General features: G+C 69.1%; 27 protein-coding genes, 1 tRNA gene and 2 pseudogenes. 16 read left to right on the top strand and 14 right to left on the bottom strand.

Annotated features, from left to right (window positions below):
- Window positions 1–19 precede the first annotated feature (19 nt).
- Entirely contained in the window at window positions 20–1,045 is a 1,026-nt protein-coding gene (locus tag ACWDX9_RS11045) for an integrase core domain-containing protein (protein ID WP_449951706.1), read from the top strand.
- A gap of 35 nt (window positions 1,046–1,080) precedes the next feature.
- Window positions 1,081–2,034: an integrase core domain-containing protein gene (locus ACWDX9_RS11040; protein WP_449951703.1), complete on the top strand. Its 954-nt coding sequence runs from the start codon at window positions 1,081–1,083 to the stop codon at window positions 2,032–2,034.
- Here the strand turns inward: ACWDX9_RS11040 and ACWDX9_RS11035 are convergent.
- Both ACWDX9_RS11035 and ACWDX9_RS11030 read right to left on the bottom strand, forming a co-directional pair.
- Window positions 2,020–2,178: a hypothetical protein gene (locus ACWDX9_RS11035; protein WP_449951875.1), complete on the bottom strand. Its 159-nt coding sequence runs from the start codon at window positions 2,176–2,178 to the stop codon at window positions 2,020–2,022. The genes ACWDX9_RS11040 and ACWDX9_RS11035 overlap by 15 nt on opposite strands.
- Window positions 2,111–2,305, bottom strand: a complete 195-nt coding sequence (locus tag ACWDX9_RS11030) for a helix-turn-helix domain-containing protein (RefSeq protein ID WP_366317440.1) — start codon at window positions 2,303–2,305, stop codon at window positions 2,111–2,113. Before ACWDX9_RS11030 ends, ACWDX9_RS11035 begins: the two co-directional genes overlap by 68 nt.
- Before the next feature lie 149 nt (window positions 2,306–2,454).
- On the opposite strand from ACWDX9_RS11030, the gene ACWDX9_RS11025 reads away from it, so the two are divergent.
- The 5 genes and pseudogenes from ACWDX9_RS11025 to ACWDX9_RS11005 all read left to right on the top strand — a co-directional run bounded on the left by ACWDX9_RS11025 (window position 2,455) and on the right by ACWDX9_RS11005 (window position 6,596).
- Window positions 2,455–3,153 carry a CPBP family intramembrane glutamic endopeptidase gene (locus ACWDX9_RS11025; protein ID WP_366317438.1) on the top strand — a complete coding sequence of 233 codons (699 nt, stop codon included), beginning with the start codon at window positions 2,455–2,457 and terminating at the stop codon, window positions 3,151–3,153.
- Between the two features lie 13 nt (window positions 3,154–3,166).
- Entirely contained in the window at window positions 3,167–3,895 is a 729-nt protein-coding gene (locus ACWDX9_RS11020) for a MerR family transcriptional regulator (RefSeq protein WP_366317436.1), read from the top strand.
- 199 nt (window positions 3,896–4,094) lie between these two features.
- Window positions 4,095–4,997: a CPBP family intramembrane glutamic endopeptidase gene (locus tag ACWDX9_RS11015; protein ID WP_449951698.1), complete on the top strand. Its 903-nt coding sequence runs from the start codon at window positions 4,095–4,097 to the stop codon at window positions 4,995–4,997.
- A 26-nt stretch (window positions 4,998–5,023) separates the two neighbouring features.
- Window positions 5,024–5,446 (top strand): annotated as a pseudogene (locus tag ACWDX9_RS11010) (Mur ligase family protein); the annotation flags it as partial.
- An 85-nt stretch (window positions 5,447–5,531) separates the two neighbouring features.
- Window positions 5,532–6,596 carry an integrase core domain-containing protein gene (locus tag ACWDX9_RS11005; protein WP_449951695.1) on the top strand — a complete coding sequence of 355 codons (1,065 nt, stop codon included), beginning with the start codon at window positions 5,532–5,534 and terminating at the stop codon, window positions 6,594–6,596.
- A 510-nt stretch (window positions 6,597–7,106) separates the two neighbouring features.
- Here ACWDX9_RS11005 and ACWDX9_RS11000 read toward each other — a convergent pair.
- Window positions 7,107–7,180: transfer RNA gene (locus ACWDX9_RS11000), tRNA-Ile, on the bottom strand.
- A 416-nt stretch (window positions 7,181–7,596) separates the two neighbouring features.
- Between ACWDX9_RS11000 and ACWDX9_RS10995 the strand changes: the two are divergent.
- Window positions 7,597–7,878 (top strand): annotated as a pseudogene (locus ACWDX9_RS10995) (histidine phosphatase family protein); the annotation flags it as partial.
- 184 nt (window positions 7,879–8,062) lie between these two features.
- On the opposite strand, the gene ACWDX9_RS10990 reads toward ACWDX9_RS10995, so the two are convergent.
- Window positions 8,063–8,995, bottom strand: coding sequence for a LysR family transcriptional regulator (locus ACWDX9_RS10990; RefSeq protein ID WP_449951693.1), 933 nt, complete (start codon window positions 8,993–8,995; stop codon window positions 8,063–8,065).
- 95 nt (window positions 8,996–9,090) lie between these two features.
- Between ACWDX9_RS10990 and ACWDX9_RS10985 the strand changes: the two genes are divergently transcribed.
- Window positions 9,091–9,318: a DUF6158 family protein gene (locus tag ACWDX9_RS10985; protein ID WP_449951690.1), complete on the top strand. Its 228-nt coding sequence runs from the start codon at window positions 9,091–9,093 to the stop codon at window positions 9,316–9,318.
- On the top strand, window positions 9,315–9,551 hold the full coding sequence (locus ACWDX9_RS10980) for a hypothetical protein (protein WP_449951687.1): 237 nt from the start codon (window positions 9,315–9,317) through the stop codon (window positions 9,549–9,551). The genes ACWDX9_RS10985 and ACWDX9_RS10980 overlap by 4 nt, the downstream gene beginning before the upstream one ends.
- 445 nt (window positions 9,552–9,996) lie before the next feature.
- Here ACWDX9_RS10980 and ACWDX9_RS10975 read toward each other — a convergent pair whose 3' ends face one another.
- Complete coding sequence (locus ACWDX9_RS10975) at window positions 9,997–10,158, bottom strand: hypothetical protein (protein ID WP_363963164.1); 162 nt, start codon at window positions 10,156–10,158, stop codon at window positions 9,997–9,999.
- Window positions 10,155–11,786, bottom strand: coding sequence for a sodium:solute symporter family protein (locus ACWDX9_RS10970; protein ID WP_449951684.1), 1,632 nt, complete (start codon window positions 11,784–11,786; stop codon window positions 10,155–10,157). Before ACWDX9_RS10970 ends, ACWDX9_RS10975 begins: the two co-directional genes overlap by 4 nt.
- A gap of 67 nt (window positions 11,787–11,853) precedes the next feature.
- Between ACWDX9_RS10970 and ACWDX9_RS10965 the strand changes: the two genes are divergently transcribed.
- Window positions 11,854–12,636 (top strand): putative hydro-lyase, encoded by a 783-nt coding sequence (locus ACWDX9_RS10965; protein ID WP_449951682.1) that lies wholly within the window; start codon window positions 11,854–11,856, stop codon window positions 12,634–12,636.
- Between the two features lie 100 nt (window positions 12,637–12,736).
- Window positions 12,737–14,026, top strand: coding sequence for a preprotein translocase subunit SecY (secY, locus tag ACWDX9_RS10960; RefSeq protein WP_449951679.1), 1,290 nt, complete (start codon window positions 12,737–12,739; stop codon window positions 14,024–14,026).
- Window position 14,027: 1 nt separating this feature from the next.
- Here the strand turns inward: secY and ACWDX9_RS10955 are convergent, their stop codons facing one another.
- From ACWDX9_RS10955 to ACWDX9_RS10940, 4 genes are all read right to left on the bottom strand, one after another.
- Window positions 14,028–14,672 (bottom strand): response regulator, encoded by a 645-nt coding sequence (locus tag ACWDX9_RS10955; RefSeq protein WP_449951857.1) that lies wholly within the window; start codon window positions 14,670–14,672, stop codon window positions 14,028–14,030.
- Window positions 14,673–14,758: 86 nt separating this feature from the next.
- A complete protein-coding gene (locus ACWDX9_RS10950) occupies window positions 14,759–15,706 on the bottom strand; it encodes a sensor histidine kinase (RefSeq protein WP_449951854.1) in 948 nt (315 codons plus the stop codon).
- A 44-nt stretch (window positions 15,707–15,750) separates the two neighbouring features.
- On the bottom strand, window positions 15,751–16,140 hold the full coding sequence (locus ACWDX9_RS10945; protein WP_449951676.1) for a PPOX class F420-dependent oxidoreductase: 390 nt from the start codon (window positions 16,138–16,140) through the stop codon (window positions 15,751–15,753).
- Window positions 16,141–16,174: 34 nt separating this feature from the next.
- On the bottom strand, window positions 16,175–17,083 hold the full coding sequence (locus ACWDX9_RS10940; RefSeq protein ID WP_449951674.1) for a phosphotriesterase family protein: 909 nt from the start codon (window positions 17,081–17,083) through the stop codon (window positions 16,175–16,177).
- Between the two features lie 150 nt (window positions 17,084–17,233).
- Between ACWDX9_RS10940 and ACWDX9_RS10935 the strand changes: the two genes are divergently transcribed.
- Window positions 17,234–17,689, top strand: coding sequence for a TIGR02611 family protein (locus ACWDX9_RS10935; protein WP_449951672.1), 456 nt, complete (start codon window positions 17,234–17,236; stop codon window positions 17,687–17,689).
- 54 nt (window positions 17,690–17,743) lie between these two features.
- Window positions 17,744–18,688: a hypothetical protein gene (locus ACWDX9_RS10930; protein WP_449951669.1), complete on the top strand. Its 945-nt coding sequence runs from the start codon at window positions 17,744–17,746 to the stop codon at window positions 18,686–18,688.
- Here the strand turns inward: ACWDX9_RS10930 and ACWDX9_RS10925 are convergent.
- Together ACWDX9_RS10925 and ACWDX9_RS10920 are read right to left on the bottom strand one after the other, a co-directional pair.
- Complete coding sequence (locus tag ACWDX9_RS10925) at window positions 18,683–19,003, bottom strand: GroES family chaperonin (RefSeq protein WP_363963178.1); 321 nt, start codon at window positions 19,001–19,003, stop codon at window positions 18,683–18,685. The genes ACWDX9_RS10930 and ACWDX9_RS10925 overlap by 6 nt on opposite strands.
- 47 nt (window positions 19,004–19,050) lie before the next feature.
- Window positions 19,051–19,983: an endonuclease/exonuclease/phosphatase family protein gene (locus ACWDX9_RS10920; protein ID WP_449951666.1), complete on the bottom strand. Its 933-nt coding sequence runs from the start codon at window positions 19,981–19,983 to the stop codon at window positions 19,051–19,053.
- 51 nt (window positions 19,984–20,034) lie between these two features.
- Between ACWDX9_RS10920 and ACWDX9_RS10915 the strand changes: the two genes are divergently transcribed.
- Both ACWDX9_RS10915 and ACWDX9_RS10910 read left to right on the top strand, forming a co-directional pair.
- Window positions 20,035–21,303, top strand: coding sequence for an ArgE/DapE family deacylase (locus ACWDX9_RS10915; RefSeq protein ID WP_449951663.1), 1,269 nt, complete (start codon window positions 20,035–20,037; stop codon window positions 21,301–21,303).
- Window positions 21,304–21,465: 162 nt separating this feature from the next.
- Window positions 21,466–22,065 (top strand): TetR/AcrR family transcriptional regulator, encoded by a 600-nt coding sequence (locus ACWDX9_RS10910; RefSeq protein WP_449951661.1) that lies wholly within the window; start codon window positions 21,466–21,468, stop codon window positions 22,063–22,065.
- Between the two features lie 44 nt (window positions 22,066–22,109).
- Here ACWDX9_RS10910 and ACWDX9_RS10905 read toward each other — a convergent pair whose 3' ends face one another.
- Entirely contained in the window at window positions 22,110–22,907 is a 798-nt protein-coding gene (locus tag ACWDX9_RS10905) for an ABC transporter ATP-binding protein (protein WP_355206402.1), read from the bottom strand.
- Window positions 22,907–23,137: iron chelate uptake ABC transporter family permease subunit (locus ACWDX9_RS10900; protein ID WP_449951657.1), on the bottom strand; the 231-nt coding region annotated here is incomplete at its 5' end. The genes ACWDX9_RS10900 and ACWDX9_RS10905, both read right to left, overlap by 1 nt.

Here is a 23,137-nt window from a genome sequence, read left to right as displayed (position 1 = left end):
GTATCTGATCGTGCTCCGGGTGTTCGGCTGGCTGGCGCTGCTGGGTCGGAGCGAGGCGGTCAAGGATGTCGAGATCATAGTGCTGCGGCATGAAGTGGCGATATTGCGGAGGCAAGTCACCCGGCCGAAGCCGGACTGGGCTGATCGGGCGGTCCTGGCCGCGCTGGCACGGTTCCTGCCGCCCGGGTTGCGGGCTCATCGACTGGTGGCGCCGGCCACCCTGCTGGCCTGGCACCGGCGCCTGGTCCGAGATCGGTGGACGTATCCGCACCAGTCCGGCCGTCCGAGGACGCGCAAGGAGATCCGGGAGTTGGTGGTGCGCCTGGCGTGGGAGAACCCGTCCTGGGGGTATCGCCGGGTGCACGGTGAACTGGTCCGGCTCGGCTATCGCGTGAGTGAAGCGACCGTGCGGCGGATCCTGCGGGGCCGGAGGGTCGGCCCGGCGCCCCGAGACGTCGGCACCTCCTGGCGAACGTTCCTGCGCACCCAAGCACAAGGTTTGCTGGCCGTCGACTTCTTCCACATCGACACGATCTCCTTGAAGCGTTTGTACGTGCTGTTCGTGATGGAAGTCGCCACCCGGCACGTGCACATCCTCGGCGTGACCGCCAACCCGACCGGTGTCTGGACGGCTCAGCAGGCCCGCAACCTGCTCATGGACCTCGGCGTCCGGATCAGCTCGTTTCGCTTCCTCATCCGCGACCGAGACACCAAGTTCACTGATGTCTTCGACGCGGTCTTCGCCGGTGCGGGCGTGACGGTGGTGAAGACGCCGCCGCGGACGCCGCGGGCCAACTGCTATGCCGAGCGGTGGGTGCGCACGGTGCGGACCGAATGCACCGACCGCATGCTGATCTACAACGAACGGCACCTGCGGTCCGTTCTGATCGAGTATGCCGCTCACTACAACGGCCACCGGCCGCACCAGTCCCGCGCGCAGCGGCCACCCGATCATGACGAGCAGACCGTTGTACCGCTGGAAGGCCGGATCGAACGCCGGAGAGTGCTTGGCGGGCTGATCAACGAGTACCACCGAGCCGCGTAGCCACTCTGGAGAACTTCCAGCTCAAGGCCTACGTGATGAATTTTGAAGCGGTACAGGACCGAGCCTTTCTCGCCGCGCTCCTGACCTCGCTGCCCCGCGCTGCCCTGCGCCAACTGCGACTCATCGTCCGGCCGGATACCGTCCTACGGTGGCATCGCGATCTGATGAAACGGCGTCATGCCCGTACCTGCCGACCGAAGCGGCCCGGGCGCCCGCCCACCGTCCGCTCCATCCGCACCCTCATCCTGCGCTTGGTTAGGGAGAACCCCGGCTGGGGCTACCGGCGGATCCACGGAGAGCTCACCACCCTCGGCATCAAGGTCGCGCCATCCACGGTGTGGGAGATCCTCAAGCAGGAAGGTCTTGATTCGGCGCCCGAGCGGCCGTCCACCACGTGGGCCGACTTTCTGCGCTCCCAAGCCGACGCCATACTAGCCGCCGACTTCTTCGAGACCGTCACCCTGAACGGGCAGCGCCAGTACATCCTGGCCGTCATCGAGCACGCCACCAGGCGCATCCGCGTGCTCGGCACCACCGCGCACCCGAGCGCGAATTGGGTCACCCAGGCGATCAAGAACCTGGTGATGGACCTGAACGATGCGGGCTGCCGGGCGCGCTTTCTGATCCGAGACAGGGATGGCAAGTTCCCGGCCCTCATGGACGAGGTCCTCGCCGACGCCCGCATCACGACGGTACTCACCGGCATTCGGATGCCGCGCATGAACTCCATCATGGAGCGATGGGTGCAGTCCTGCCGCCGTGAACTCCTCGACCGCTGCCTGCTCTGGAACGAGCGCCACCTGCGGCACGCCCTTCGCGAGTACGAACACTTCTACAACCAGCACCGAGCCCACCAAGCCCTGGACCAAGCTGCTCCACTGCGCTCTACCCCGGGCTCAATCACCGATCCAGCCCTAATCGTCAACCTCAACGTACGCCGAAGAGACCGGCTCGGCGGCGTCCTCCACGAATACTCACATGCCGCTTGACCTGCACGGATGGAATTTTCGGCAGGCGCACAGTTCCGCGTCCAGCTCCAGCAGCTCGCCGGCGTCGCCGCCGAAGTCATTGAGGAGGTCCGGCATCCGTTCCAGCGGGATGCCAGGCGCTTGAATCCGCAGGAGGCGGATCAAGTCGTGGGTTGTACTTGGGGTAGCCGTTGCCCCCGCGTTCCGGCTCGGCGAGGACGCCGACCTGATGGTATTGGCGCAGCGCTCGGACGGTCACTCCGGCGAGTCGCGCCAGCTCCCCGCTATGCACTACTGACCACCGTCGACTCGTCGTTCTCTGTCTCGGGTTCCAGGCTACGCAGGGAGCGTACGGACAGACCCAGGACGAGAACGATCAGCCACATCGCAGCTGCAAGCCAGCCTTGACCCTGCCCCTGGGGCACAGGAGAAGCTCGTCGCATGGACATCGCAGACATCGCGCCCCACGCGAAACCGCATGTTAGCCGGCCCGGGTGGCTTGAACTTATCGTCGGACTCGTCGTCGCACTGATCTTGTATCTGGTGGGCGGTATCGTCGGCTATCTCGTACCCGAGAACGGAGCCCTGTCAGCCGGACACCTCGCATTCATTGAGTCGGCCGTGGCCCCCGCCGGGGGCTTCTTCGCCGCGGTCCTCGTACGGATCCGCCGTCTCGGCCCGTTCGGGTTTCACCGAGTCCGCCCCGCCTGGATTCTCGCCGGCGCGGGGGCCGGTATTGCGTGCTTCTTCCTCAGCTGGCCCGTGTCTTGGCTTCTCGATCCTCTGTTCCCCGGCTCCGAGGCCGTCCAGCAGACCTACCGTGACGCAACCCAGCTGAACCTGCTGTCACTCGCTGTCACGGTCTTCCTCGGAGGAATCCTGTCTCCGATCGGCGAAGAGCTGCTGTTCCGGGGCCTCCTCGCCAACTTCCTCTTCCGGTGGGGCCCCTGGGTAGGAGTTCTCGTGAGCGCTGCGATCTTCGCCGTCGCTCACGGCGTCAACGCTGTGATGCCCGTCGCGTTCGTCGTCGGTGTCGCGACCGGTGTCCTCTTGCGAGCGTCAGGGTCGATGTGGCCCGCGATCGCCGTGCACATCGTGTACAACTCGGCAGGGTTGGTCTATCACGGGATCACGAGCTGAAAGGAGCAGCACAGTGGCTTGGAGCACCAGACAACTGGCGGAACTGGCAGGAACAACCGTCAAAGCCGTCCGCCACTACCACGAGGTCGGACTCCTCGAGATGCCCGAGCGCACCGCTAACGGATACAAGCAGTACAGGACCGCTCACCTCGTCCGCCTCATCCACATCAGCCGGTTGAAAGACCTCGGCATTCCTCTGAGTGATATCGCCGACATCGACGACACCGGACAAGACCTTCAAGACGCCATACGCGTCATCGACGAGGAACTCGCACAGACCATCAGCCGGCTGCAGCGCGTACGTGCGGATCTCGCGGTGCTCCTGACCAACCGTGCTCCCCTCACGACCCCATCGCCATTCGAACCGGTCGCGGGAGCACTCTCGGAGCGAGACCGATCCCTGATCACCGTCTATTCACAGGTCTTGCAGAGCGACGCTCTTGACGACTTACGGCAGCTCATGACTGAACGAGGAGACGAACCAGACGAGTTCGATCTCCTCTCTGAAGACGCTGACGACGAAGCAATCGATGCCGTGGCAGACGACCTCGCCTCCGTTATCCAGCACCACCAAGCCCGATTCCCTCGGATGGTCGACGTCACCAAATCGTCTGCGTCCAGCCCGCAGAAAGCCGCCGACGTGATCGTGTCCGCCGTGGGTGAGCTGTACAACGAAGCGCAGCTCAAAGCCCTGGCCAAAGCTCACCAGATCATCGCTCAGGACCGACAAAGGCGACAGTGAGGCTTTTCGAGCTCCCACCCGGACCGCAGGGATGTCGGTCCCGAACCGGCAGCCATCCGCTCAACAGGACATCGAGTCTCAAGAAGGCAAAGGAAACATGACGCATAACCCGCTCAGCGCGATGTCCTCCACGGACTCTTCGGCGAAGACGTCCTCGCTCGCACCTCGTCCGATTCGGCCCGGAGCGGAGTACCAACGCGTGCTCGCGAGCGATAGACGCCGCATCGGGCGGGGCATCCTGGCGATCATCCTGCTTATCGGCGGCATGTTCGGTCTCACATTCGGAGCGGTCCAGATCGCGTTTCGCATCGACGCCGCGCTGGGACTGAGCGGGTACACCGCGAGCATCCACGTCGCAGCGATGCTCCCCATCGCCCTGCTGATTCCGTGGAGCATGCTGATTCAAAGATGGTTGTACGGGGTCCGGGCCGCTTCGTTGACCTCGGTACTGAATGTCTTTCGCACCGCTGTCTTCGGCAAGGCGATACTGATCGTCCTCCCGCTGTGGGCGATCAACCTCGTCGTCTCCACCCTGGTGATGGGCAGCACGACAACCACCTGGACCACGGTCGGACTCGCCTCGGTCTTCCTCGTCACTCTCCTCTTGACACCGCTGCAGGCCGCAGGAGAGGAATACGGATTCCGCGGCCTTGTGTTCCGAGTCGCCGCGAGCTGGGCGAAGGGCCCGCGCGCAGCATTGCTGCTCGGCGTCGCCGTATCCAGCATCCTCTTCGCCGTGGTTCACTTCTCGACCGACCCCTGGGTGAACCTCTACTACCTCGTCTTCGCATCCACCCTCGCGATCATCACCTGGAGAAGCGGCGGACTCGAGATCGGCATCGTCATCCACGCGGTGAACAACACGATCGGCTTCCTCATCCTCCTTGTCCTGCACGCGGACTTCACCGCAGCCAATGACCGATCCGATGGGGTCGGTTCGGCGATCATGCTGCTTCCCTGCGCATTGCACATCGCAATCACCGCATGGGTCTGGTGGCAAACCCGAAACTCCGGGCCCGCCCTCACCCCGGGTGAAGGACCGATCGTCGAGGCGGCGCGGGTCGTGTCGGGGGAACGTGCGGCAGACACCCGCGTGGAATAGAGGCCGACGGCCGCAAGTACATCGCCATGCGCGAATCGCGGGCTGATGGTCACTGCTTCGTGGCCGACGCCGTGGCGCGCGGCGCGGTGGCGGTCCTGGTCGACCGCATGGCGATCGGCGAGCCCCTGCCGGAGAATGTGTGCATGGTGCGGGTGGCCGACACGCGTGCGGCAGCGCCCTGGGTGGCCTCTCGCTACTTCGGGCAGCCGTCACGGGACATGGACGTGGTCGCGGTCATCGGCACCAACGGCAAGAGCAGCATCAGCTACATGATCGAGTCTGTGCTGCGGATGGGCGCGCGAGCCCGGGGCGGGGTCATCGGCACGGACGGAAGCCGCGTGGGCGACGAACCGATCTGGGTCGACAAAACGACGCCCACCACCCCGGAGGCGGCGGAACTGCAGCTCATCCTGCGCACCATGCGTGATCGCGGAGCGAGCAGCGTCGTTTTGGAGGCGTGTGGGTGCCCGAATCTCGGCCGTTGGGGCCGACCTGGGGGTTGGTGTTCCATTCTGGCGGGCATGATCGCTTTTCATGGCGCTGCGGTTGCTTTATCTGATCTTCGTTCGGCTCGCGGGTTGGCTGGTGCTGCTGGGTCGCTCGCAAAGGTCGAAGGACGCGGAGATCCTCGTCTTGCGTCATCAGCTCGCGGTGTTGCGTCGGCAGGTGGCCAGGCCTCGGCCGTCGTGGGCGGATCGGGCGGTGATCAGCGCACTGGCGCGGCTGCTGTCTCCGGCCGGTCGTCGACGGTTGTTCGTGACGCCGGGGACGCTGCTGCGTTGGCACGCCGACCTGGTACGGCGGCGCTGGACCTTCAAACGCCGCAGCCAGGGGCGGCCTCCCACCCGCGCCTCCATCCGGACCTTGGTGCTTCGTCTGGCCCGGGAGAATCCGCTGTGGGGTTACCGGCGGATCGCCGGAGAACTCGCCGCTTCGGGGTACCGGGTCGGGGCCTCCACAGTGTGGCTCATCTTGAAGAAGGCCGGCATCGACCCAGCGCCGCGACGCGCAGGACCGACCTGGAGTGAGTTCCTGCGTGCTCAAGCTGAAGGGATCTTGGCGTGCGACTTCTTCCACTGCGACACCGTGCTGTTCAAGCGCCTATATGGCCTGGTCGTCATGGAGATCAGCACCCGCCGTGTGCACGTTCTCGGTGTCACCGAGCACCCGACCGGGCCGTGGGCTGCGCAGCAGGCCAGGAACCTGATGATAGAGCTGGGGAACAGGGCGCAGGGGTTCAGGTTCCTCATCCGCGATCGGGATAGCAAGTTCACCGCGGCGTTCGACGAAGTCTTCACGGCCGCAGGCATCCGCATTCTCAAGAGTCCGCCTCGGGCTCCGCGGGCCAACGCGTTCGCCGAACGCTGGATCGGCGGCTTGCGCAGAGAACTTCTCGATCGGATCCTTATTGTCAACGCCCGCCATTTACGACGCGTGCTGGCTGCCTACGAGATCCACTTCAATGCGCATCGCCCACATCGCTCCCTGAGCCAAGCCGCTCCGCTGCGGGCCCTTCCCGATCCGGCCGAGGGCGATATCAAGGTCATTCGACGTGACCGCCTCGGCGGGCTGATCCACGAGTACGCGCAGGTCGCTTAGGGCGGCCGAGTTGTTGGCACCCACACGCCCAGACCGCCCGGCTGATCACTCTGCCGGCCCACGCTGGCGACGCCACAACCTGAACCACCGAACCCAGCAGGCCCGTCGTTTCTTCGGCGGGCCTGCGTCTTTGTCCTCAGCGCTGTCGTGCAGGTGATGCAGCCGATCGATCCCTAACCCGTCCTGTAAACAGGGCCGAGAGGATCGCCGCGAGAAGCAGCGGATCTTTTATCTGCTGGTCACGAGCGGCCTGGTGGGCAAGAAGAGCCAGCTTGGACAACTCTTGACCGTACATCAGGCGACCGCTGACCGACGACGCTGCGCAGACCTTCTGGCTTGATCTTTTGGTGACCGTCGCTGGGGTCTGAGTTGACGGTGGCGATCTAAATGATCTACCGCGATACACGGTCCGTACACAAGAGCAACCACCGAGCAACCAACCATGGTCAACAACGAAGTCCGAGGCTGGCGAGAACCGAGAAACCCCAGGTCGAACGCGGTGTTGGAGAGTAGGGCGGGTGGGACTTGAACCCACGACCCACGGATTATGAGTCCGATGCTCTGACCGGCTGAGCTACCGCCCCTGGATTAAGTTGTGTGACGTGCGGTGGGACGTCGGAAGACCGCGCCGAGCCCCTGCGCATGCTAAGGCTAGAGCATCGGATGCGGTCGTGGCGTCCGGCCGAACGGGAGACGGGTCTCCGCGGACATCATTCCATGCCCGGCAGTGTTGTTGGAGCCTCGGTCGATCATATTCGGGGTCTTCGCTACCAGCGGAGTCGTAAGGGATTGATGAGCGGTAGCGTCTGGGCGTGGCCGTGACGCTGGGTTACGAGACTCACTCCATCGCCGTGGACAACGAAACGGGCATTGCCACCGGGTGGTTGCTGGGGGAGTTGTCTGCGCGGGGCGGGAACTGGCTGTGGAGCCGGGGGCGTGGCGGATGGCGGTGGATGTCGTTTGCGCCTCCGAGCTGGGGCGGGGCGTGTAGACGGCGGGGATCGCTTTTGCGGGCAGCGGCAAGGAGGTCAGGCTCGATCGGCGGCTCAGGGAGTGCGATTACGGGATCTGCAACGGGCGGACGGTCGGTGAAGTGGCGGCGTTGTGGAGTAGGCACATCGATATGCCGTGGCCTGGCTGGCAGAGCAATCGGCAGGTTGTGGCGGAGATGGCGGGGGTTCTGCGGGAGGTGATGGACGAGTGGCAAGGGGGTCTGGTGCTCGTGGTGTCGCATCCCGTCAATCGGTGGGCGCTGCAGAATTTGCTGGATGGGGCTCCGTGGAGGAGTTGGTTCATGCGCCGTTTGGGTGGTGGTCGGGGTGGGAGTACGGCATCTCCTGAGGTGGGGTGGTATGTGGGGGAGGGGTGGGGTGCCCTCCCCGGCGTGGTGGTTTGGGTTCAAGGGGTGGGGGTGGAGTCCGGGGTAGATGGTGGTCTGGGGCGGGGCGCGACTTGCGGCCTGGGGCTTATGGGGCGGTGCCGTAGCTGGGGTTGCGGACCAGCCAGTCGTGGTAGATCGGGCTGCGGCGTACGGCGTCCATGTGGGCCTGTTTGGCCTGTGCCACCACCCAGTCGGCCTTGGGGGCGGTGGGGTGGTGGCCGAGGAGTTGGCGCCAGCGCAGTGGCGCGCCGGCGAACGGCACCATGGTCAGGCCCTGGGCGGCCTGGTGGGTGGCCTGGCAGAGCACGACCGCGCGGCCGACCTGGGCGAGGTGGGTGCAGGTTGACACGTCCGTCTCGTAGATCGTGCCCGGGGTGAACCCCGCCCGCGCGCACGCTGTGGCGAAGCAGTCGGCGAAGCAGCCGTCGCCGGGCGTCACCGCCCACTGTTCGCCGGCGAGGTCGGCGAGCTCCACCTCCTTCTCCTTGGCGGCCGGATGGTCCTCGCCGACCAGGCAGAACACGGGGTCGAGGCTGATCGTCTCCCACACGAGCGCGCCGGTCGGGGTGCCGGAGTCGCCGCAGGCGCCGGTCAGCACGTAGTCGAGGCGGCCGAGCTCGACCATGCTGGTCAGCTCGTGGGCCGACCAGGAGGTGTACGTGCTGACCGCCCCTTCCGCGGCGAGCCGGTCGACCAGGCCGCCCAGTATGGGGCCGTTGGTGGCGCCGATGCGGAATCCGGGGGAGGGGGCGGCGGCGAAACGTACGGCTTCCTCCTGCAGCTCCTGCGCCGCGGGAAGCAGTACTCGTGCCCTGGAGAGCACGAGCTCGCCCAGCCTGGTGGGTCGCGCGCCATGCCTGTCGCGCTCGAACAGCGTGCCGCCGAGCACCCGCTCGATGCGCTTGAGCTGGGCGGTCAGGGCCGGCTGGGCCAGCCCGAGCTGGGATGCGGCCTTGCTCACACTTCCCGCGTCCGCGACCGCACGGACGATCCTGAGGTGCCTGAGCTCGAGGTCCATAAGGGGACGGTAAGGCGGCGATCTCTTACAAACAATGCCCATATGTCAGGAAATGTGACAGATATTGTCGAGGGTCTCTGGGGTAGGGGGAGCCCATGACGACGATGGGAATAGATCCGGCGCAGCTCAGCGACGACGATCTGGTCCGCGAGCTGCGGCAACTGCACGCCACCCGGAGCGACACCTTCTTCCACGGGTCGGACGACGCTCTGGCGGTGCACACGTCCCGGATGAACGAACTGGAATCCGAGTACCTTCGCCGCAACCCGGACCGTGAGGTCGACCCGAACCGGCTGAGGGAGGGGGCGAGACAGCGATCATGATCGAGGTCCACGATGTGCAGGCTCTGTCGGACGTCGACGTCTACGTCTACGAGGCGGTGGCGTCCCTGGCGGTGGAGCACGGCATGGCGGAACCGGCCGCGCTGGTGCGGGCGTCCGGGCTGGCCGAGGAGCAGGTGCGCGAGAGCCTCAAGCACCTGATCGAGCATGGGTATGTGGTGCCCAAGGAGGACGGGTACGCCCTTGGGGCACATACGTTCGAGGTCGAGTACTGAGGGTCTGAGGGTCTGAGGGTCTGAGGGTCTGAGGGTGCTGAGGGTGCTGAGGGTGCTGAGGCATCGTCGGCCGTCCCCGGCGCGCGTATGAGCGGTCCACCCGGTCCATCCCGGTCCGCCCGGTGTGCTGATCGCGCGCTGCCTGGACGAGATCTCGGCGATGTGATCGCGGCGCGTAGGGCCTGCGATGAACGGGCGAACCGAGCTGGTCAGAGGCGTCTGGCCCGGACCGGTGCCATAAAAGGTGCCGGTCAGGGCCGTCGGCCGGGGCTGCGAAAGGTGCCGGTCTGGGCCGACGGGCGGGGCTGCGAAAGGTGCCGGTCTGGGCCGACGGGCGGGGCTGCGAAAGGTGCCGGTCAGAGCTGCCGGGCCGGGGCCACGAAAGGTGGCTGCTGGGCCGGGGCCATGAAAGGTGCTGGTCAGGGCCGGGGCCCGGAGAGGGCGGTCAGAGGCGTCTGGCTCGGGCCCAGGCCACGAACGCGCCGCCGAAGACGGCCATGGCGAGGCCGGTCCACAGGTTGATCGCGCTCCCGAGCGCCCCTGCGACGACGAGGATCACCCCGTACACCAGGAACAACCCGCCGATCACCATCCGGATGTCACTCACAGGATCACCCCGTACATCACAACGGCCAGGACGAGGGCGCCCGTGCCGAGCAGCACCGGCGAGCGGTACCAGCGCGCGTCGCCCGCGAGCGCGTCGTCCTCCAGGTCGGTGGCGTTGAGCCCGTACACGAGCCCGCGCAGCTCCTCGGCGGGCTTGGGCGTGGTGACCAGCGTGACCGCCACGGACACGATCACGTCCACGACGAACGCCAGGCCCGCGCCCCAGAAGCTGGCGTTCAGCTCGGTGCCGAAGTCCACGATCCCGGCCTTGAACGCGATGTACGACGCGAAGGCCGCCAGCGTGCCGGCGAGCAGTCCCCAGAAGCCGGCCCACGGCGTCATCCGCCGCCAGAAGAGTCCGACGATGAACGTCGCGAAGAGCGGCGCGTTGAAGAACGAGAAGAGGGCCTGCAGGTAGTTCATGATGTTGGAGTACCCGGCCGCGATGAACGCCGTCCCGACGCCCAGCGCCACGCCCGCGACGGTCGCGATCCGGCCCACCCGCACGTAGTAGCCGTCGTCGCGGTCCGGCCGCAGGTGCGACTGCCAGATGTCGTTGGTGAACACCGTGTTGAACCCGCTGATGTTGGCCGCCATCCCCGCCATGAACGAGGCCAGCAGCCCGGTCACCGCGACCCCGAGCACGCCGTTCGGCAGCAGGTCCCGCATGAGCATCGGGATCGCGTTGTTGTACGGCTGCCCCTCCCCCCAGCCGCTGAACAGCACCAGCGCGATCATCCCCGGCAGCACCGTCACCAGCGGGATGAACAGCTTCGGGTACGCGGCGATGATCGGCGTGAGCCGGGCCGCGTTCGTGTTCCTGGCCGACAGCGCCCGCTGCACCTCGGCGAAGTTCGTGGTCCAGTACCCGAAGGACAGCACGAACCCGAGGCCGAACACGATCCCGATCCAGTGCGCGTGCATCGGGTTGTCGCCCGCCGTGCCCGCCCACGTGTGCAGGCCGCCTTCGCCGAGCGGGCTCTGCCGTACCTTGTCCGCCAGCCCCGAGAAGCCGCCCACCTTGATCAGCCCGAGCACGGTCAGCGGGATCAGTCCGGCGAGGATCACGAAGAACTGCAGGACCTCGTTGTAGATCGCCGAGGAGAGCCCGCCGAGCGTGATGTACGCCAGCACGATCACCGCCGAGACCACCACCGAGACCGGCAGCGGCCAGCCCAGCAGCGCCTCCATGACCAGGGCGAGCGCGTAGAGGTTCACGCCCGCGATGAGGATCTGCGCGACCGCGAACGTGATCGCGTTCAGCAGCTGCGTGGCGCCGTTGAAGCGCTTGCGCAGGAACTCGGGGACGCTGCGGACCTTGGAACGGTAGTAGAAGGGCATCATCACGATGCCGAGGAACACCATGGCGGGCACGGCGCCGATCCAGTAGTAGTGCACGGTCATGGCGCCGTACTGCACGCCGTTGGCCGCCATGCCGAGGATCTCGATCGCGCCCAGGTTGGCCGAGACGAACGCGAGCCCGGTGATCCACGCGGGCAGGCCGCGCCCGGCGAGGAAGAAGTCGAGACTGGAGCTGATCCGTTTGCGGGCGGCTAACCCGATGGCGAGCACGGTGGCGAAGTAGATGGCGATGAGGACGTAGTCGAGGAGGTTAACGTCGAGACGCACGGCAAGCCCGCTACCCCGGAAACGTCCGGCATCACGCGGACCTGCCACGCGGGCGTACTGTCGAGGTGTGGACGTCGCCGATCTCAGCCCGGCGCAGGCGCGGGAGCGCTTCCGCGCCGGCGAGCGCGTGCCCACGGCGGGGTGGTGCCTGGGGTGGACGCAGGCCAACCTGATCGCCGTGCCCCGGCGGCTGCGGTACGAGCTGCTGCTGTTCGCCCAGCTCAACCCGCAGGCGTGCCCCGTCCTGGACGTGGGGGAGCCGGGCGCCTGGTCCACGCCGCTGTTCCCCGGCGACCTCCGTACCGATCTGCCCGGATACCGGCTCTACCGCGACGGCGAGCCGGTCGCGGACCTCGGCGACGTGGTGGAGCGGTGGCGGGACGACCTGGTGCCGTTCCTCATCGGGTGCAGCTTCACCTTCGAGCGGGCGCTGCTCGCGGCCGGGGTGCCGGTGCGGCACCTGGAGCTGGGGACGAACGTGCCGATGTACGTCACGGACGTCGCCTGCACGGCGGCCGGGAGCCTGTCGGGGCCGCTGGTCGTGTCGATGCGGCCGGTGCCGGGCGAGCTGGTGAAGACCGCGATCGAGGTGAGCGGGCAGTATCCGCTGGTGCACGGGGCGCCGGTGCACGCCGGGGACCCAGCGGGGATCGGGATCCACGATCTGGCCCGGCCGGACTTCGGCGATCCGGTCGAGGTGCGGGAGGGGGAGGTGCCGCTGTTCTGGGCGTGCGGGGTGACGCCGCAGGCGGCGGTCATGGCCAGCGGCGTCGAGTACGCGATCGGCCACCTGCCGGGGCACATGGCGATCCTGGACGCCCGCGACGACGACTACCGCGTGCCGTCCTGACCGCCTTGCCGTCCTGACACCCGCGTACGCGGATTTGCGTACGCGGGTGCCTCGTCTCGGCGGACGACCCCGGGCGCCGCCCAGGTCAGACTTCTTGACCATGCTGACCGTCTTGACCAGGGCGTTCCGGGTGCCGGAGCTGCGTAAGAAGCTGCTGTTCACGCTGGGACTGATCGCGTTGTTCCGCCTCGGGCAGCTCATGCCCTCCCCGGGGGTGGACGTGGTGGCCGTACGGGAGTGCGTGGGGTCGGCCAGGGGCGGGCTGTTCGACATGGTGCAGATGCTCAGCGGGGGCGCGATGCTGCAGCTGTCGGTGTTCGCGCTGGGCGTCATGCCGTACATCACGGCCAGCATCATCATGCAGCTCTTCGCCGTGACGGTGCCCAGACTGGAGGCCCTCAGGAAGGAAGGGCAGCGGGGCCAGGCGAAGATCACCCAGTACACGCGGTACCTGACCGTCGGGCTCGCCGTGCTGAACGCCGGGACGATCGTCGCGCTCGCCCGATCCCGGCAGCTGCTGCCCGGGTGCGCGAAGCCGCTGCTGCGTGACGAGGGGCTGCTGCCCGTGGCCGTGATCGTGCTGACCATGGTGGCCGGGGCCTGCGTGGTCATGTGGCTCGGCGAGCTGGTCACGGACCGGGGCATCGGGAACGGCATGTCCATCCTGATGTTCACGCAGGTCGTGGCCGTCTTCCCGGGGTACATGGCGAAGATCTTCGTGATGAGCCCGGTGAGCTTCGTGGTGATGATGGCGGCCGGGCTGTGCCTGGTGGCGGCCGTGGTGTTCGTGGAGCAGGCACAGCGGCGGATCCCGGTGCAGTACGCGAAGCGGATGGTGGGGCGGCGGATGTACGGCGGCACCAACACCTACATCCCGCTGAAGGTGAACCAGGCGGGGATCGTGCCGGTGATCTTCACCTCCTCGCTGCTGTACCTGCCGACGCTGGTGGCGCCGCTGCTGGGGGACTCGGCGCGGACGTGGGTGGAGCTCAACCTGACCTCGGGGACGCATCCCCTCTACATGAGCGTGTACGTGCTGCTCATCGTCGCCTTCGCCTACTTCTACGTGTCGATCACCTTCAACCCCGTGGAGGTGGCGGACAACATGCGGCGCTACGGGGGATTCGTTCCCGGGATCCGGCCGGGCGGGCCCACGGCGCGATACCTGGCGTACGTGCTCTCCCGGCTGACCGCGCCCGGGGCGCTCTACCTGGGGGTGCTGGCGCTGCTGCCGCTGGTGGCGTTCGCGATCCTCCGGGATCCGGGTACGCAGCAGAACTTCCCGTTCGGCGGGACGAGCGTGCTGATCATGGTCGGGGTGGGGCTGGACACCGTCAAGCAGATCGAGTCCCAGCTCCAGCAGCGCAACTACGAAGGCTTCCTGCGCTGAGTCACACGCTGAGCCCGGCTCGCATGGCGAAGACCACGAGCTGGGCCCGGTCCCTGGCATGCAGCTTGAGCATGGCGCGGCTGACGTGGGTGCGGACGGTGTCGGGGCTGATCACCAGCTCCTTGGCGATCTCCTCGTTCGACCGGCCGGTGGCCACCCACGCCACCAGCTCCCGTTCGCGGGGCGTGAGCGTCTCCAGCCCTTCGACCGGCTCGGTGCCGTGCCGCCCGAACCTCCCGATGACCTTCTTCGTGATCGCCGGTGACAGCAGCGCCTCCCCGGCGGCCACCACGCGTACGGCGTTGACCAGCTCCTCCGGGGCGCTGTCCTTGAGCAGGAAGCCGCTGGCGCCGGCCTGGAGGGCGGCGAAGACGTACTCGTCGACGGCGAAGGTCGTCACCACGACGATCCTGGTGGCGCGCAGCTCGGGGTCGTCGGCGATGGCCCGCAGCACGGCCAGGCCGTCCATGCCGGGCATGCGGATGTCGAGCAGCAGGACGTCGGGGCGGGTGCGGCGGATCAGCGCGAGCGCGGCGGCGCCGTCGGCGGCCTCGCCCACGCACTCCATCCCGGGCGCGCGCTCCAGCAGGGCCCGCAGCCCCATCCGTACGACCGCCTGATCGTCGGCGACGGCCACCCTGACCATGCCTTCAGGGGAGGTCGCGCCGTCCGGGACGGTTGCGCCGTCCAAGGGGATCGCGCCGTCCGGGGCAGCCGTGTCGTCCGGGGTGGTCACGCGGAGGTCCGGGGGAACCGGGCGGTCACCTGGAAGCCGCCGCCCTCGCGCGGTCCGGTGGCGAGATGGCCGCCCGCTTCGGTGACCTTGGCGCGCATCCCGGCCAGCCCGCGCCCCTCGCCCGCGCCCGTACGGCCGACACCCCGATCGGCCACCTCCACCACGAACTCGCCCGGACCCCCGCCCACCCGCACGAGCGCCCTGGTGGGCCCCGCGTGGCGCAGGACGTTGGTCAGCGACTCGCGCACCACCCCGTAGACGGCGGCCTGGAGATGGGCGGGCACGGCGAGGTCGGCGGGCTCGACGTCCACCGGCACGCCCGCCGCCCGCACGCCGTCGATCAGCCCGGCGAGGTCGGCCCCCGGCGGGTCGATGCCGTCGAGCGCCGCCCGCAGCTGGGCGAGCGCCGTCGTGCTGGTCTCCCTGATCGCCCGCAGCGAGGCGCGTGCCTGCTCGGGGTCGTCGTCCAGGGTGACGAGCGCGATCCCGGCCTGCATGGCGATGGCCGCCAGCCCGTGCCCGGCCGCGTCGTGCACCTCGCCGGCGATCCTGGCCCGCTCCGCCGCCAGCAGGTCGGGCCCGGCACCGTCGGTGGAACGCACCGTGGTGAGCCGGTGGGGCTGGGCGGCGGGGATCCCCCACGCCGCCGGCTCGACGCCGGCGGACGCGGCGAAAAGGGCTGGCGACTCAGCGCGTGCGGATCCGGTGAAGAGCGGCTCGGCGCGTACGGACTCCGTGGAGAACGGCGGCGGCTCGGCCTCCGCCGCGGCGGCAGCGGCCGCGGCGCGGGCCTGGGCGAGGCCGCTGAACGACCACGGGACGGCCAGCCAGCCCGCCCACGCCAGCATGATCACGACAGGGATGTCGCCGACCCGGGTCAGGCGTGACAGGGCGGCGAGCGGCCGGCGCAGGCGGCCGGCCCTGTGCGTCTGCTCCGTCACCATCCCCACCCGGCCAAGGTTCGTGTTGCCCCGATCCTAGCGAGCTTTCACAGGTTCCGGGTCTGGCGCGGGCCGTCCAGCCCCCACGAGGTGATCTTCCTCGGGGTGATCCTGATGATCTCTCTCGAGAAGTACGGCACGGGCGGGTCGACGTCGGTCAGCGCCTCCGCCGTGCCCCTGATCTCGATGCCGCGCACCACCCACGGATCGACCGAGGCCAGGTCGTCAACGACGAGCGCGACGGTGCTGCCCTGCCCGACGTTCCTGAACTTCTTGGACGCGCCCATGGCGTGCCCGCCGATGGTGATCGTGCCGGTCCCGGCGTCGACGAAGAAGTTGACCGGGTTGTTCTGCACCTGCCCGCCGGGCGACACGGAGGCCAGCCGGCCGAGGTGCTGCGAGGACAGGTAGTCAAGTTCCGCTGGTGTGAAGGTCATGCAGGCGAGTCTGCAACCTTGACATTGGTTGGGGTCAAGCCATTCCGGCTGTGAGCCAGCGCACCGGGTTCGCGGTGGTGATGAGGCCGATCGTGTCCTCGCCGACGCCCGCCTCGCGCAGGCGCGGCAGCAGCGCGTGGAAGAGGTGCGCGTAGCCCGGCCCGTCGTACTTGCGCAGCTGCGCCACCCGGCTCAGGCCCGTGCTGATCAGCAGGCGTTCCGCGTGGCCGTCCTCGATGAGGCCGAGCGCGATCCTGGCCGCCTGGTCGAAGCCCAGGCCGAGCACGCCCAGACTCACGTACGCGCCGGCCTCGGCGATCTTCCTGGCCGCGCCCAGGTCGGTGCCCGCGTAGCCGACGGCCACCCGGGAGCCCGGCAGGCCCTGGCCGAGCAGGATCTCCAGGAGCGCGGGGGCGTGCGCGCCGTGCGTGGCGACGGGCAGGCGCGACTTCAGCGAGGCGCGGGCGGCGGCGACCAGGCAGCGCTCCTCGCGCGGCGTCGGCTCGGCTCCCCAGGTGCCGACCTCGCCGATCACGCCGGGGAAGACGCCCATGTCGTCCACGCCGCTGAGGATCTCGTCCATGAGGCGGGCGGTGAGCGTGTCCACGTCCGCGTCGCCGACGTCCGTGAACGGCTCGGCGAACAGGCCGGTCGAGGCGATCACCGGCACCCGGCTGCCGGCCGCCATGCGGGCCAGGGCGGCGGCGTCGCGGCCCATCCCCATGCAGGTCAGGTCGACCACCAGGCCGAGGCCGTCGGCCTGGCGCAGCTCGCGGAGCTCGGCGGTGACGGCCTGCTCCTCGTCGAGCCACCGGTACGGGTCCGAGTCGATGCCGACGGCCCAGCGCATGTCGGTACGCAGGTGCTCGTGGGGGAGTACGGGGCCGGTGATGGCCGCGGCTCGTACAGGGCCGGTGACGGTGCGAAGCAAGACCTCGGGCATAGCAGACATTAACCGATGTTTGCCGTAAGTAGCCTCTTCTGGCGGCAAATTTTGCCGTTCGGAGGGTTTCAGGCCTTGCTAGTCGCCTGCAAGTCGGCACCTAGTGAGGCCCCGTATCCTGGATGGCACACCGACTGCCGGGGGGGAATTGTGCAGGTTCAGAACTCCGACACCGGCGACGCCGACATGCTCAAGGGCGAGGCCGCCGAGCATTCCAGCATGCCCGAGCGCCGTACGGGCCTTCACGGGTGGCTGGACGGGATCAGGTCCACGCGCACGGGCGCGCTCACGCTGAAGATCGTGTTCGGCGTGATCGGGACCGTCATGGTGGTGGCCGGGCTGATCATGGTGCCCTTCCCCGGGCCGGGGTGGGCGGTCGTGTTCGCGGGGCTGGCGGTGCTGGCCGTGGAGTTCCACTGGGCCCGCAGGGTGCTGGAGTTCGGCAAGCGCACGCTGCACGCCTGGATGGAGTGGTACAAGCGGCAGGGCTGGCTGGTGCGCGTCGTCGTGCTCGTCGTGACGGTGGCCGCGGCCGCGGTGATCGTCTACTTCGGCCTGCTCACGCTCGGCTTCGACGCGATCGCGTTCGTCCGGGGTCACATATAGATCGGTCCGGTATACCGGACCGATATTCCGCGCTTTCCTGCCTATTCTGCGGGCGTGATCGCCAAAATCGCCATCGCGCTGTCCTTAACGCTTTCCGGCCACGCGTCCGCGGGGTTTGCGGGTCCCGCCGCCCGGGCGGACCTCGTCCTCCCCGGGACCGCAGGTGTGAAATATCGCGAAACAACGGGTGATCCGGTACGCCTGACCGCCTACGGCCTCGGCACCAAGCGCACCTACCTGAGGTCCACGACCGGGAGCACGTTCACCTGGCAACAGGCGCTGTCCGAAGTGTCCGTCGCGCCCGGCGGCCGGCTGACGGCGGGCGTGCCCAGGGCGTACCGGTCGGGCTACGACTCCCTGATCGTCACCGACCGCACCACGGGCGCCGCCGGCCGGATCCGCACGGTCAAGAAGCCCCTGACGGCTTCCTACGCCTCCTGGTCCCGCGACGGGAAACGGGTCGCGCTCACGGTCGAGCAGAAGACCAGCGGCACGTGGCGCGTGATCGGCTACACCGTCGTGGACGTGGCCGCCAAGACCGCCCGCACGATCAGGGTCACCGGCCTGAGCGCGAAAGCGGGCTTCTGGTGGAGCCCCGACGGCAACCTCGTCTCCATGTACGGCACCGGCCTGCGCGTCTACCGGGCCCTGGACGGCGCGGTCCTGCGCACCTACGCCGGCGTCGGCCTGCCGACCGGCCCCGAGGACTCGTTCTCGCCGTCGGGCACCCGCCTGACCACCTGGTGCCCGGCACGCTTCAAGGAACAGCTCTGCCTGGTCGACCCGGCCACCGGCAAGATCGCCCAGCGGGTGAACGCCCGGCCGGAGGCGCTGTTCGGCTGGTGGGACGACAGCCACGTCATCGCCGTCGTGGCGCGCGGCACCGCCTACCGGCTGGTGGTGCTGGACCTGACCGGCAAGACGACACGCGTGCTCGCGGAACTGCCCCGTACGACGTGGACCGCGGAACTCTGGCTCTCCTTCACCCGAGGATCATAGATAGAGGCCGGTGCCGTGGTCGGTCTCCTGGGTGGCCACCGCGTGCAGGTCGCGCTCGCGCATCACCAGATAGACCTGCGCGTGCACTTCGACCTCGGACTGGTCTTCCGGGTTGAAGAGCACCTTGTCGCCCACCTTGACCGAGCGCACGTTCGTACCGACGCCGCACACCTCGCCCCAGGCCAGCCGGTTGGCCAGTTTGACCGTCGCGGGGATGACGATCCCGGAGCCGCTGCGCCGCTCCTGTGCCTCCGGCTCCAGCCTGATCATGACCCGGTCGTGCAGCATCTGAATTTCGAACTTGGGCTCAACCACAGCCCAAGTTTACGAGTCAGGACACCCCCGAGACTCCGGAAGCGCGATCACGGCAGCCTGAGCTCGGCGAACACGGGCCGGTGGTCGGTGTGCCCCAACCGCAGCACTTCGAAGTCCCGCACCGCCATCCGTGAATCCGCCAGCACGTGGTCGATCGGCACGCCGGGCAGGTTCTGGTCGGAGCCCTCCTGCGGCCAGGTCGGCACGAATCCCCGCCCCATGACGTCGGCCGCGTCCCGGTAACCGCTCGCCAGCAGCTCGCGCACCGGCAGGTGATCGAGGGTGGCGTTGAAGTCGCCCGCCAGCACCCGCAGCTCCTTGCCCGCCCGCGGCAGTGCCTCCAGCCCCGCCTGCCAGCACGGCTGCCGCCCGATCCGCTTCGGGGCGCACGGGTGCACGGATACGATCTCCACCCGCGCCCCGCCGGGATACGTGAGCCAGGCCCTGGCCTGCCCGAACCCGCCGTACTTGATCGTCGCACCGGCCTTCAGCGGATACCGGGCGTACACCGCCGACCCGCCGACCCCCTCCAGCGGGCGCGTGACGGCGTACGGCAGCACCTTGCGCACTCCCGCCTCGTTCAGCCGCCGCATGGCATCCGGCGTGAACTCCTGCAACGTCAGCACGTCCGGCCGCAGAGCGGTGACCAGCGCCATCAGGTCCGCTGTGTCCGCCCGCCCCACCAGCAGGTTCGCCGCGAGCACCCGCAGCGTCGGCCCGCCGGCCTTGGGGTTGCCGTCGGCCAGCGCGCGGGGGAGCAAGACAGGCGTCAGCGCCAGCACCGAAACCAGCGCGACCGTTCCGGCCGCCCACTGCCTCAGCAGGCAGGCCAGCACCAGGATCACCACCGTCGCGAGTGCCGCGTACGGCGTGTACGCCACCACCGGCACCCACGGCCAGTCCGGCTCGAACCCGCTCAACCGCACCGCCGCCCACCCCGCGAACGGCACCACCACGATCCAGCTCACCCATGTCCGCACGCCTTGTATCGCCACAAAGCGCGATTCGGGTTCATGAGTAAGGTGTGCTCCATGCGCGACGTGGAGGCCGGCGTCCTGAACGCCATCGACGAGGTCGAGACCGTGAGCCTGCTGGCCGAGACCGTCGGCGTCCCCAGCGTGACCGGCACCGACGCCGAGTCGGAGCTGCAGCACCGCTTCGCCCGCCTGCTCACCGAGGCCGGCATGGACGTGGACGTCTGGAAACTCGACCTCGCCGGCCTGGCCGCCCGCCCCGGCTTCCCCGGCACCGAGGCGCCCAGGAGCGAGGGCTACGGCGTCGTGGCCGTCACCGAGGGCGAGGGATCGCCGGCGCTGGCGCTCCAGGGCCACGTGGACGTCGTCCCGACCGGTGACCTGGCCAAGTGGGAGGGGCACGACCCGTTCGCCGCCCGGATCACCGGCGACGTGCTGCACGGCAGGGGCGCCTGCGACATGAAGGCGGGCCTGGTCGCGAACCTGGCCGTCGCGCGGGCGATCAAGAAGGCCGGGATCAGGCTGGCCAGGCCGCTGGCCGTGCACTGCGTGATCAGCGAGGAGGACGGCGGGCTCGGCGCGTTCGCCACGCTCGCCCGGGGGCACACGGCGCAGGCCGCGGTCATCACCGAGCCCACCAGCGGCGCGGTCATCACGGCCAACGCGGGCGCGCTGACGTTCCGGCTGGAGATCGCCGGTCGGGCCGCCCACGGGGCCACGCGGCACGAGGGGGTCAGCGCGGTCGAGGCGTTCTGGCCGGTGTTCGAGGCGATCAGGCGGCTGGAGACCGAGCGCAACCGGGACGTTCCCGATCCCTCTCGGCCCGGCCTCTTCCGGGGCGACGGAGCGCCGTACCCGATCGAGGTCGGCACCGTGCGCGCGGGCGACTGGGCCAGCACCGTGCCCGACCTGCTGGTCGCCGAGGGCCGGCTCGGGGTGCGGCTGGACGAGGACCCGGCGGCGGCGCGGGCCGCGTTCGAGGAGGCGGTCGCCGGCGTCGCCGATCCCTGGCTGCGCGCGAACCCGCCGGTCGTGACGTGGCCCGGCGGCCAGTTCGCCAGCGGCCGGCTGCCCGCCGGGCACGCGCTGCTGGACGAGGTCGGCAGGGCCGTCGCCGACGTCACGGGCGCGCGGCCCGCCGAGGCGGCGGCGCCGTACGGGAGCGACCTGCGGCTGTACGCGGCCGGCGGGATCCCGACCCTGCACTACGGCCCCGGGGACGTGCGATACGCGCACGCCCCCAGGGAACAGGTCGAGCTGAGGGAGCTGCGCGAGGTCACGCGGGCACTGGCACTGCTCGTTGTGCGCCGCTGCGGAGCACTCTGAGCAGGGTCGGCGCGGGCCGGCATCCGTCCGGCGTGGTCCATGAGACTCCCCCAGTGTGGTGTCTGTCCGGCTGAGGGTCACCCAGGACGGCCGTCCGTTCCACGTCCAACGGCGCGTTCCGGCTGTGCCGGCGGGCACTGAAAATGGACTAGAGTCCGAATCATGTCGGAGTCCCTGGAGCTTCTGGTCGGCCAGCCGGTGAAAGAGCGGGCGGACGCGGCGCGCAACCGGGAGAAGGTGCTGGCCGCGGCCGCCCGGCTGTTCGCGGAGAAGGGGGTGGAGGCGGTCTCGATGGACGCCGTCGCCGCGGAGGCCGGGGTGGGCAAGGGCACGCTCTTCCGGCGCTTCGGCGACAAGTCGGGGCTCGCCGTGGCACTCCTGGACGATCGCGAACGCGACCTGCAGCAGCGCGTCCTGTCCGGCCCGCCGCCCCTCGGGCCCGGGGCTCCCGCGTCCGAGCGGCTGGCCGCCTTCGTGGCCGCCTACCTCGACTATCTCTTCGCCCACCTGGACCTGGTCCGCATGTCGGAGACCGCCAGCCCGGGGGCTCGCTACCGGATTGGGGCCTACCGCTTCTGGCACCGGCACGTGGCGATCCTGCTGGCCGAGTGCCGCCCGGGCTGCGACGCCGACCCGCTGTCCCACACGCTGCTGGCCGCGATGGGCGCGGAGGCGGCCGCGGCCCTGAAGGACGCCTACGGCCCCGCCCGTGCGGCCACGGCCATCACCACCCTCGCCGCCGCCCTCACCACCACCTCCTGACCCCACCGCGCGGCCCGCTGGCCGGTCGTCGCAGGGGTGGTGGGTCAGGCGGAGGTGGAGATGCGGCGGCGGGATTCGGGGACGATGAGCGGGGTGCCGGACTGCGGGTCCGGGATGATCTCGCAGCGCAGGTCGAACACCCGATGCACCAGCTCAGGCGTGACGATCTCCGTCGGATCCCCCTCCGCGACGATCTCGCCGGCCCGCATGACGATCAGGTGGGTCGCGTACCGGCAGGCCTGGTTCAGGTCGTGCAGGACGGCCACCATGGTGCGTCCGGCCTCGTGCAGGTCGGCGCAGAGGTCCAGCACCTCGATCTGGTGGGAGATGTCCAGGAACGTGGTCGGCTCGTCCAGCAGCAGGATCGGCGTCTCCTGGGCCAGCGCCATGGCCAGCCACACCCGCTGCCGCTGCCCGCCCGACAGCTCGTCCACGATCCGGTCGGCCAGCTCCGCCACATCGGTGGCGCGCATGGCCTCGGACACGGCCGCCTCGTCGGCGCGCGACCACTGGCGCATGAGCCGCTGGTGCGGGTAGCGGCCGCGGGCCACCAGGTCGGCGACGGTGATCCCGTCGGGCACGACCGAGCTCTGCGGGAGCAGGCCGAGCCGCCGCGCCACCTCCTTCGACGGCAGCGACGTGATCACGCTCCCGTCCAGGTGGACGGCGCCGGACTTCGGCTTGAGCATCCGGGCCAGGGCGCGCAGCAGGGTGGACTTGCCGCAGGCGTTCGGGCCGATGATCACGGTGAAGGACTCGTCGGGGATCGCCACGCTCAGGTCGGCCGCCACGACGCGCTGGTCGTAGGCGAGTGTGAGATCGGTGCCTGACAAACGGGCCATCAGTGGCGGTCCTTTCGCAGGAGCAATGCGAGGTACGTGCCGCCGATGGCGGCGGTCAGCACGCCGACGGGCAGCTGGGTGGGGGCGAGGACGCGCTGGGCGGCCAGGTCGGCGACGGTCAGCAGGACGGCGCCCATGAGCGCCGAGGCCCCCATCGTCACCCCGGCCGAACGCGTGAGCCGCCGGGCGAGCTGCGGCGCGGCGAGCGCGACGAAGACGACGGGCCCAGC

The organism is Nonomuraea sp. NPDC003201 (assembly GCF_053590415.1).
This window is presented reverse-complemented; position numbering and strand designations above follow the sequence as displayed.

Coding starts and splice junctions, on each gene's coding strand:
- ACWDX9_RS11040 (WP_449951703.1), top strand. CDS start 1,081: ATGAATTTTGAAGCGGTACAGGACCGAGCCTTTCTCGCCGCGCTCCTG.
- ACWDX9_RS11025 (WP_366317438.1), top strand. CDS start 2,455: ATGGACATCGCAGACATCGCGCCCCACGCGAAACCGCATGTTAGCCGG.
- ACWDX9_RS11005 (WP_449951695.1), top strand. CDS start 5,532: ATGGCGCTGCGGTTGCTTTATCTGATCTTCGTTCGGCTCGCGGGTTGG.
- ACWDX9_RS10990 (WP_449951693.1), bottom strand. CDS start 8,995: ATGGACCTCGAGCTCAGGCACCTCAGGATCGTCCGTGCGGTCGCGGAC.
- ACWDX9_RS10985 (WP_449951690.1), top strand. CDS start 9,091: ATGACGACGATGGGAATAGATCCGGCGCAGCTCAGCGACGACGATCTG.
- ACWDX9_RS10980 (WP_449951687.1), top strand. CDS start 9,315: ATGATCGAGGTCCACGATGTGCAGGCTCTGTCGGACGTCGACGTCTAC.
- secY (WP_449951679.1), top strand. CDS start 12,737: ATGCTGACCGTCTTGACCAGGGCGTTCCGGGTGCCGGAGCTGCGTAAG.
- ACWDX9_RS10955 (WP_449951857.1), bottom strand. CDS start 14,672: ATGGTCAGGGTGGCCGTCGCCGACGATCAGGCGGTCGTACGGATGGGG.
- ACWDX9_RS10950 (WP_449951854.1), bottom strand. CDS start 15,706: ATGGTGACGGAGCAGACGCACAGGGCCGGCCGCCTGCGCCGGCCGCTC.
- ACWDX9_RS10945 (WP_449951676.1), bottom strand. CDS start 16,140: ATGACCTTCACACCAGCGGAACTTGACTACCTGTCCTCGCAGCACCTC.
- ACWDX9_RS10940 (WP_449951674.1), bottom strand. CDS start 17,083: ATGCCCGAGGTCTTGCTTCGCACCGTCACCGGCCCTGTACGAGCCGCG.
- ACWDX9_RS10915 (WP_449951663.1), top strand. CDS start 20,035: ATGCGCGACGTGGAGGCCGGCGTCCTGAACGCCATCGACGAGGTCGAG.
- ACWDX9_RS10910 (WP_449951661.1), top strand. CDS start 21,466: ATGTCGGAGTCCCTGGAGCTTCTGGTCGGCCAGCCGGTGAAAGAGCGG.
- ACWDX9_RS10905 (WP_355206402.1), bottom strand. CDS start 22,907: ATGGCCCGTTTGTCAGGCACCGATCTCACACTCGCCTACGACCAGCGC.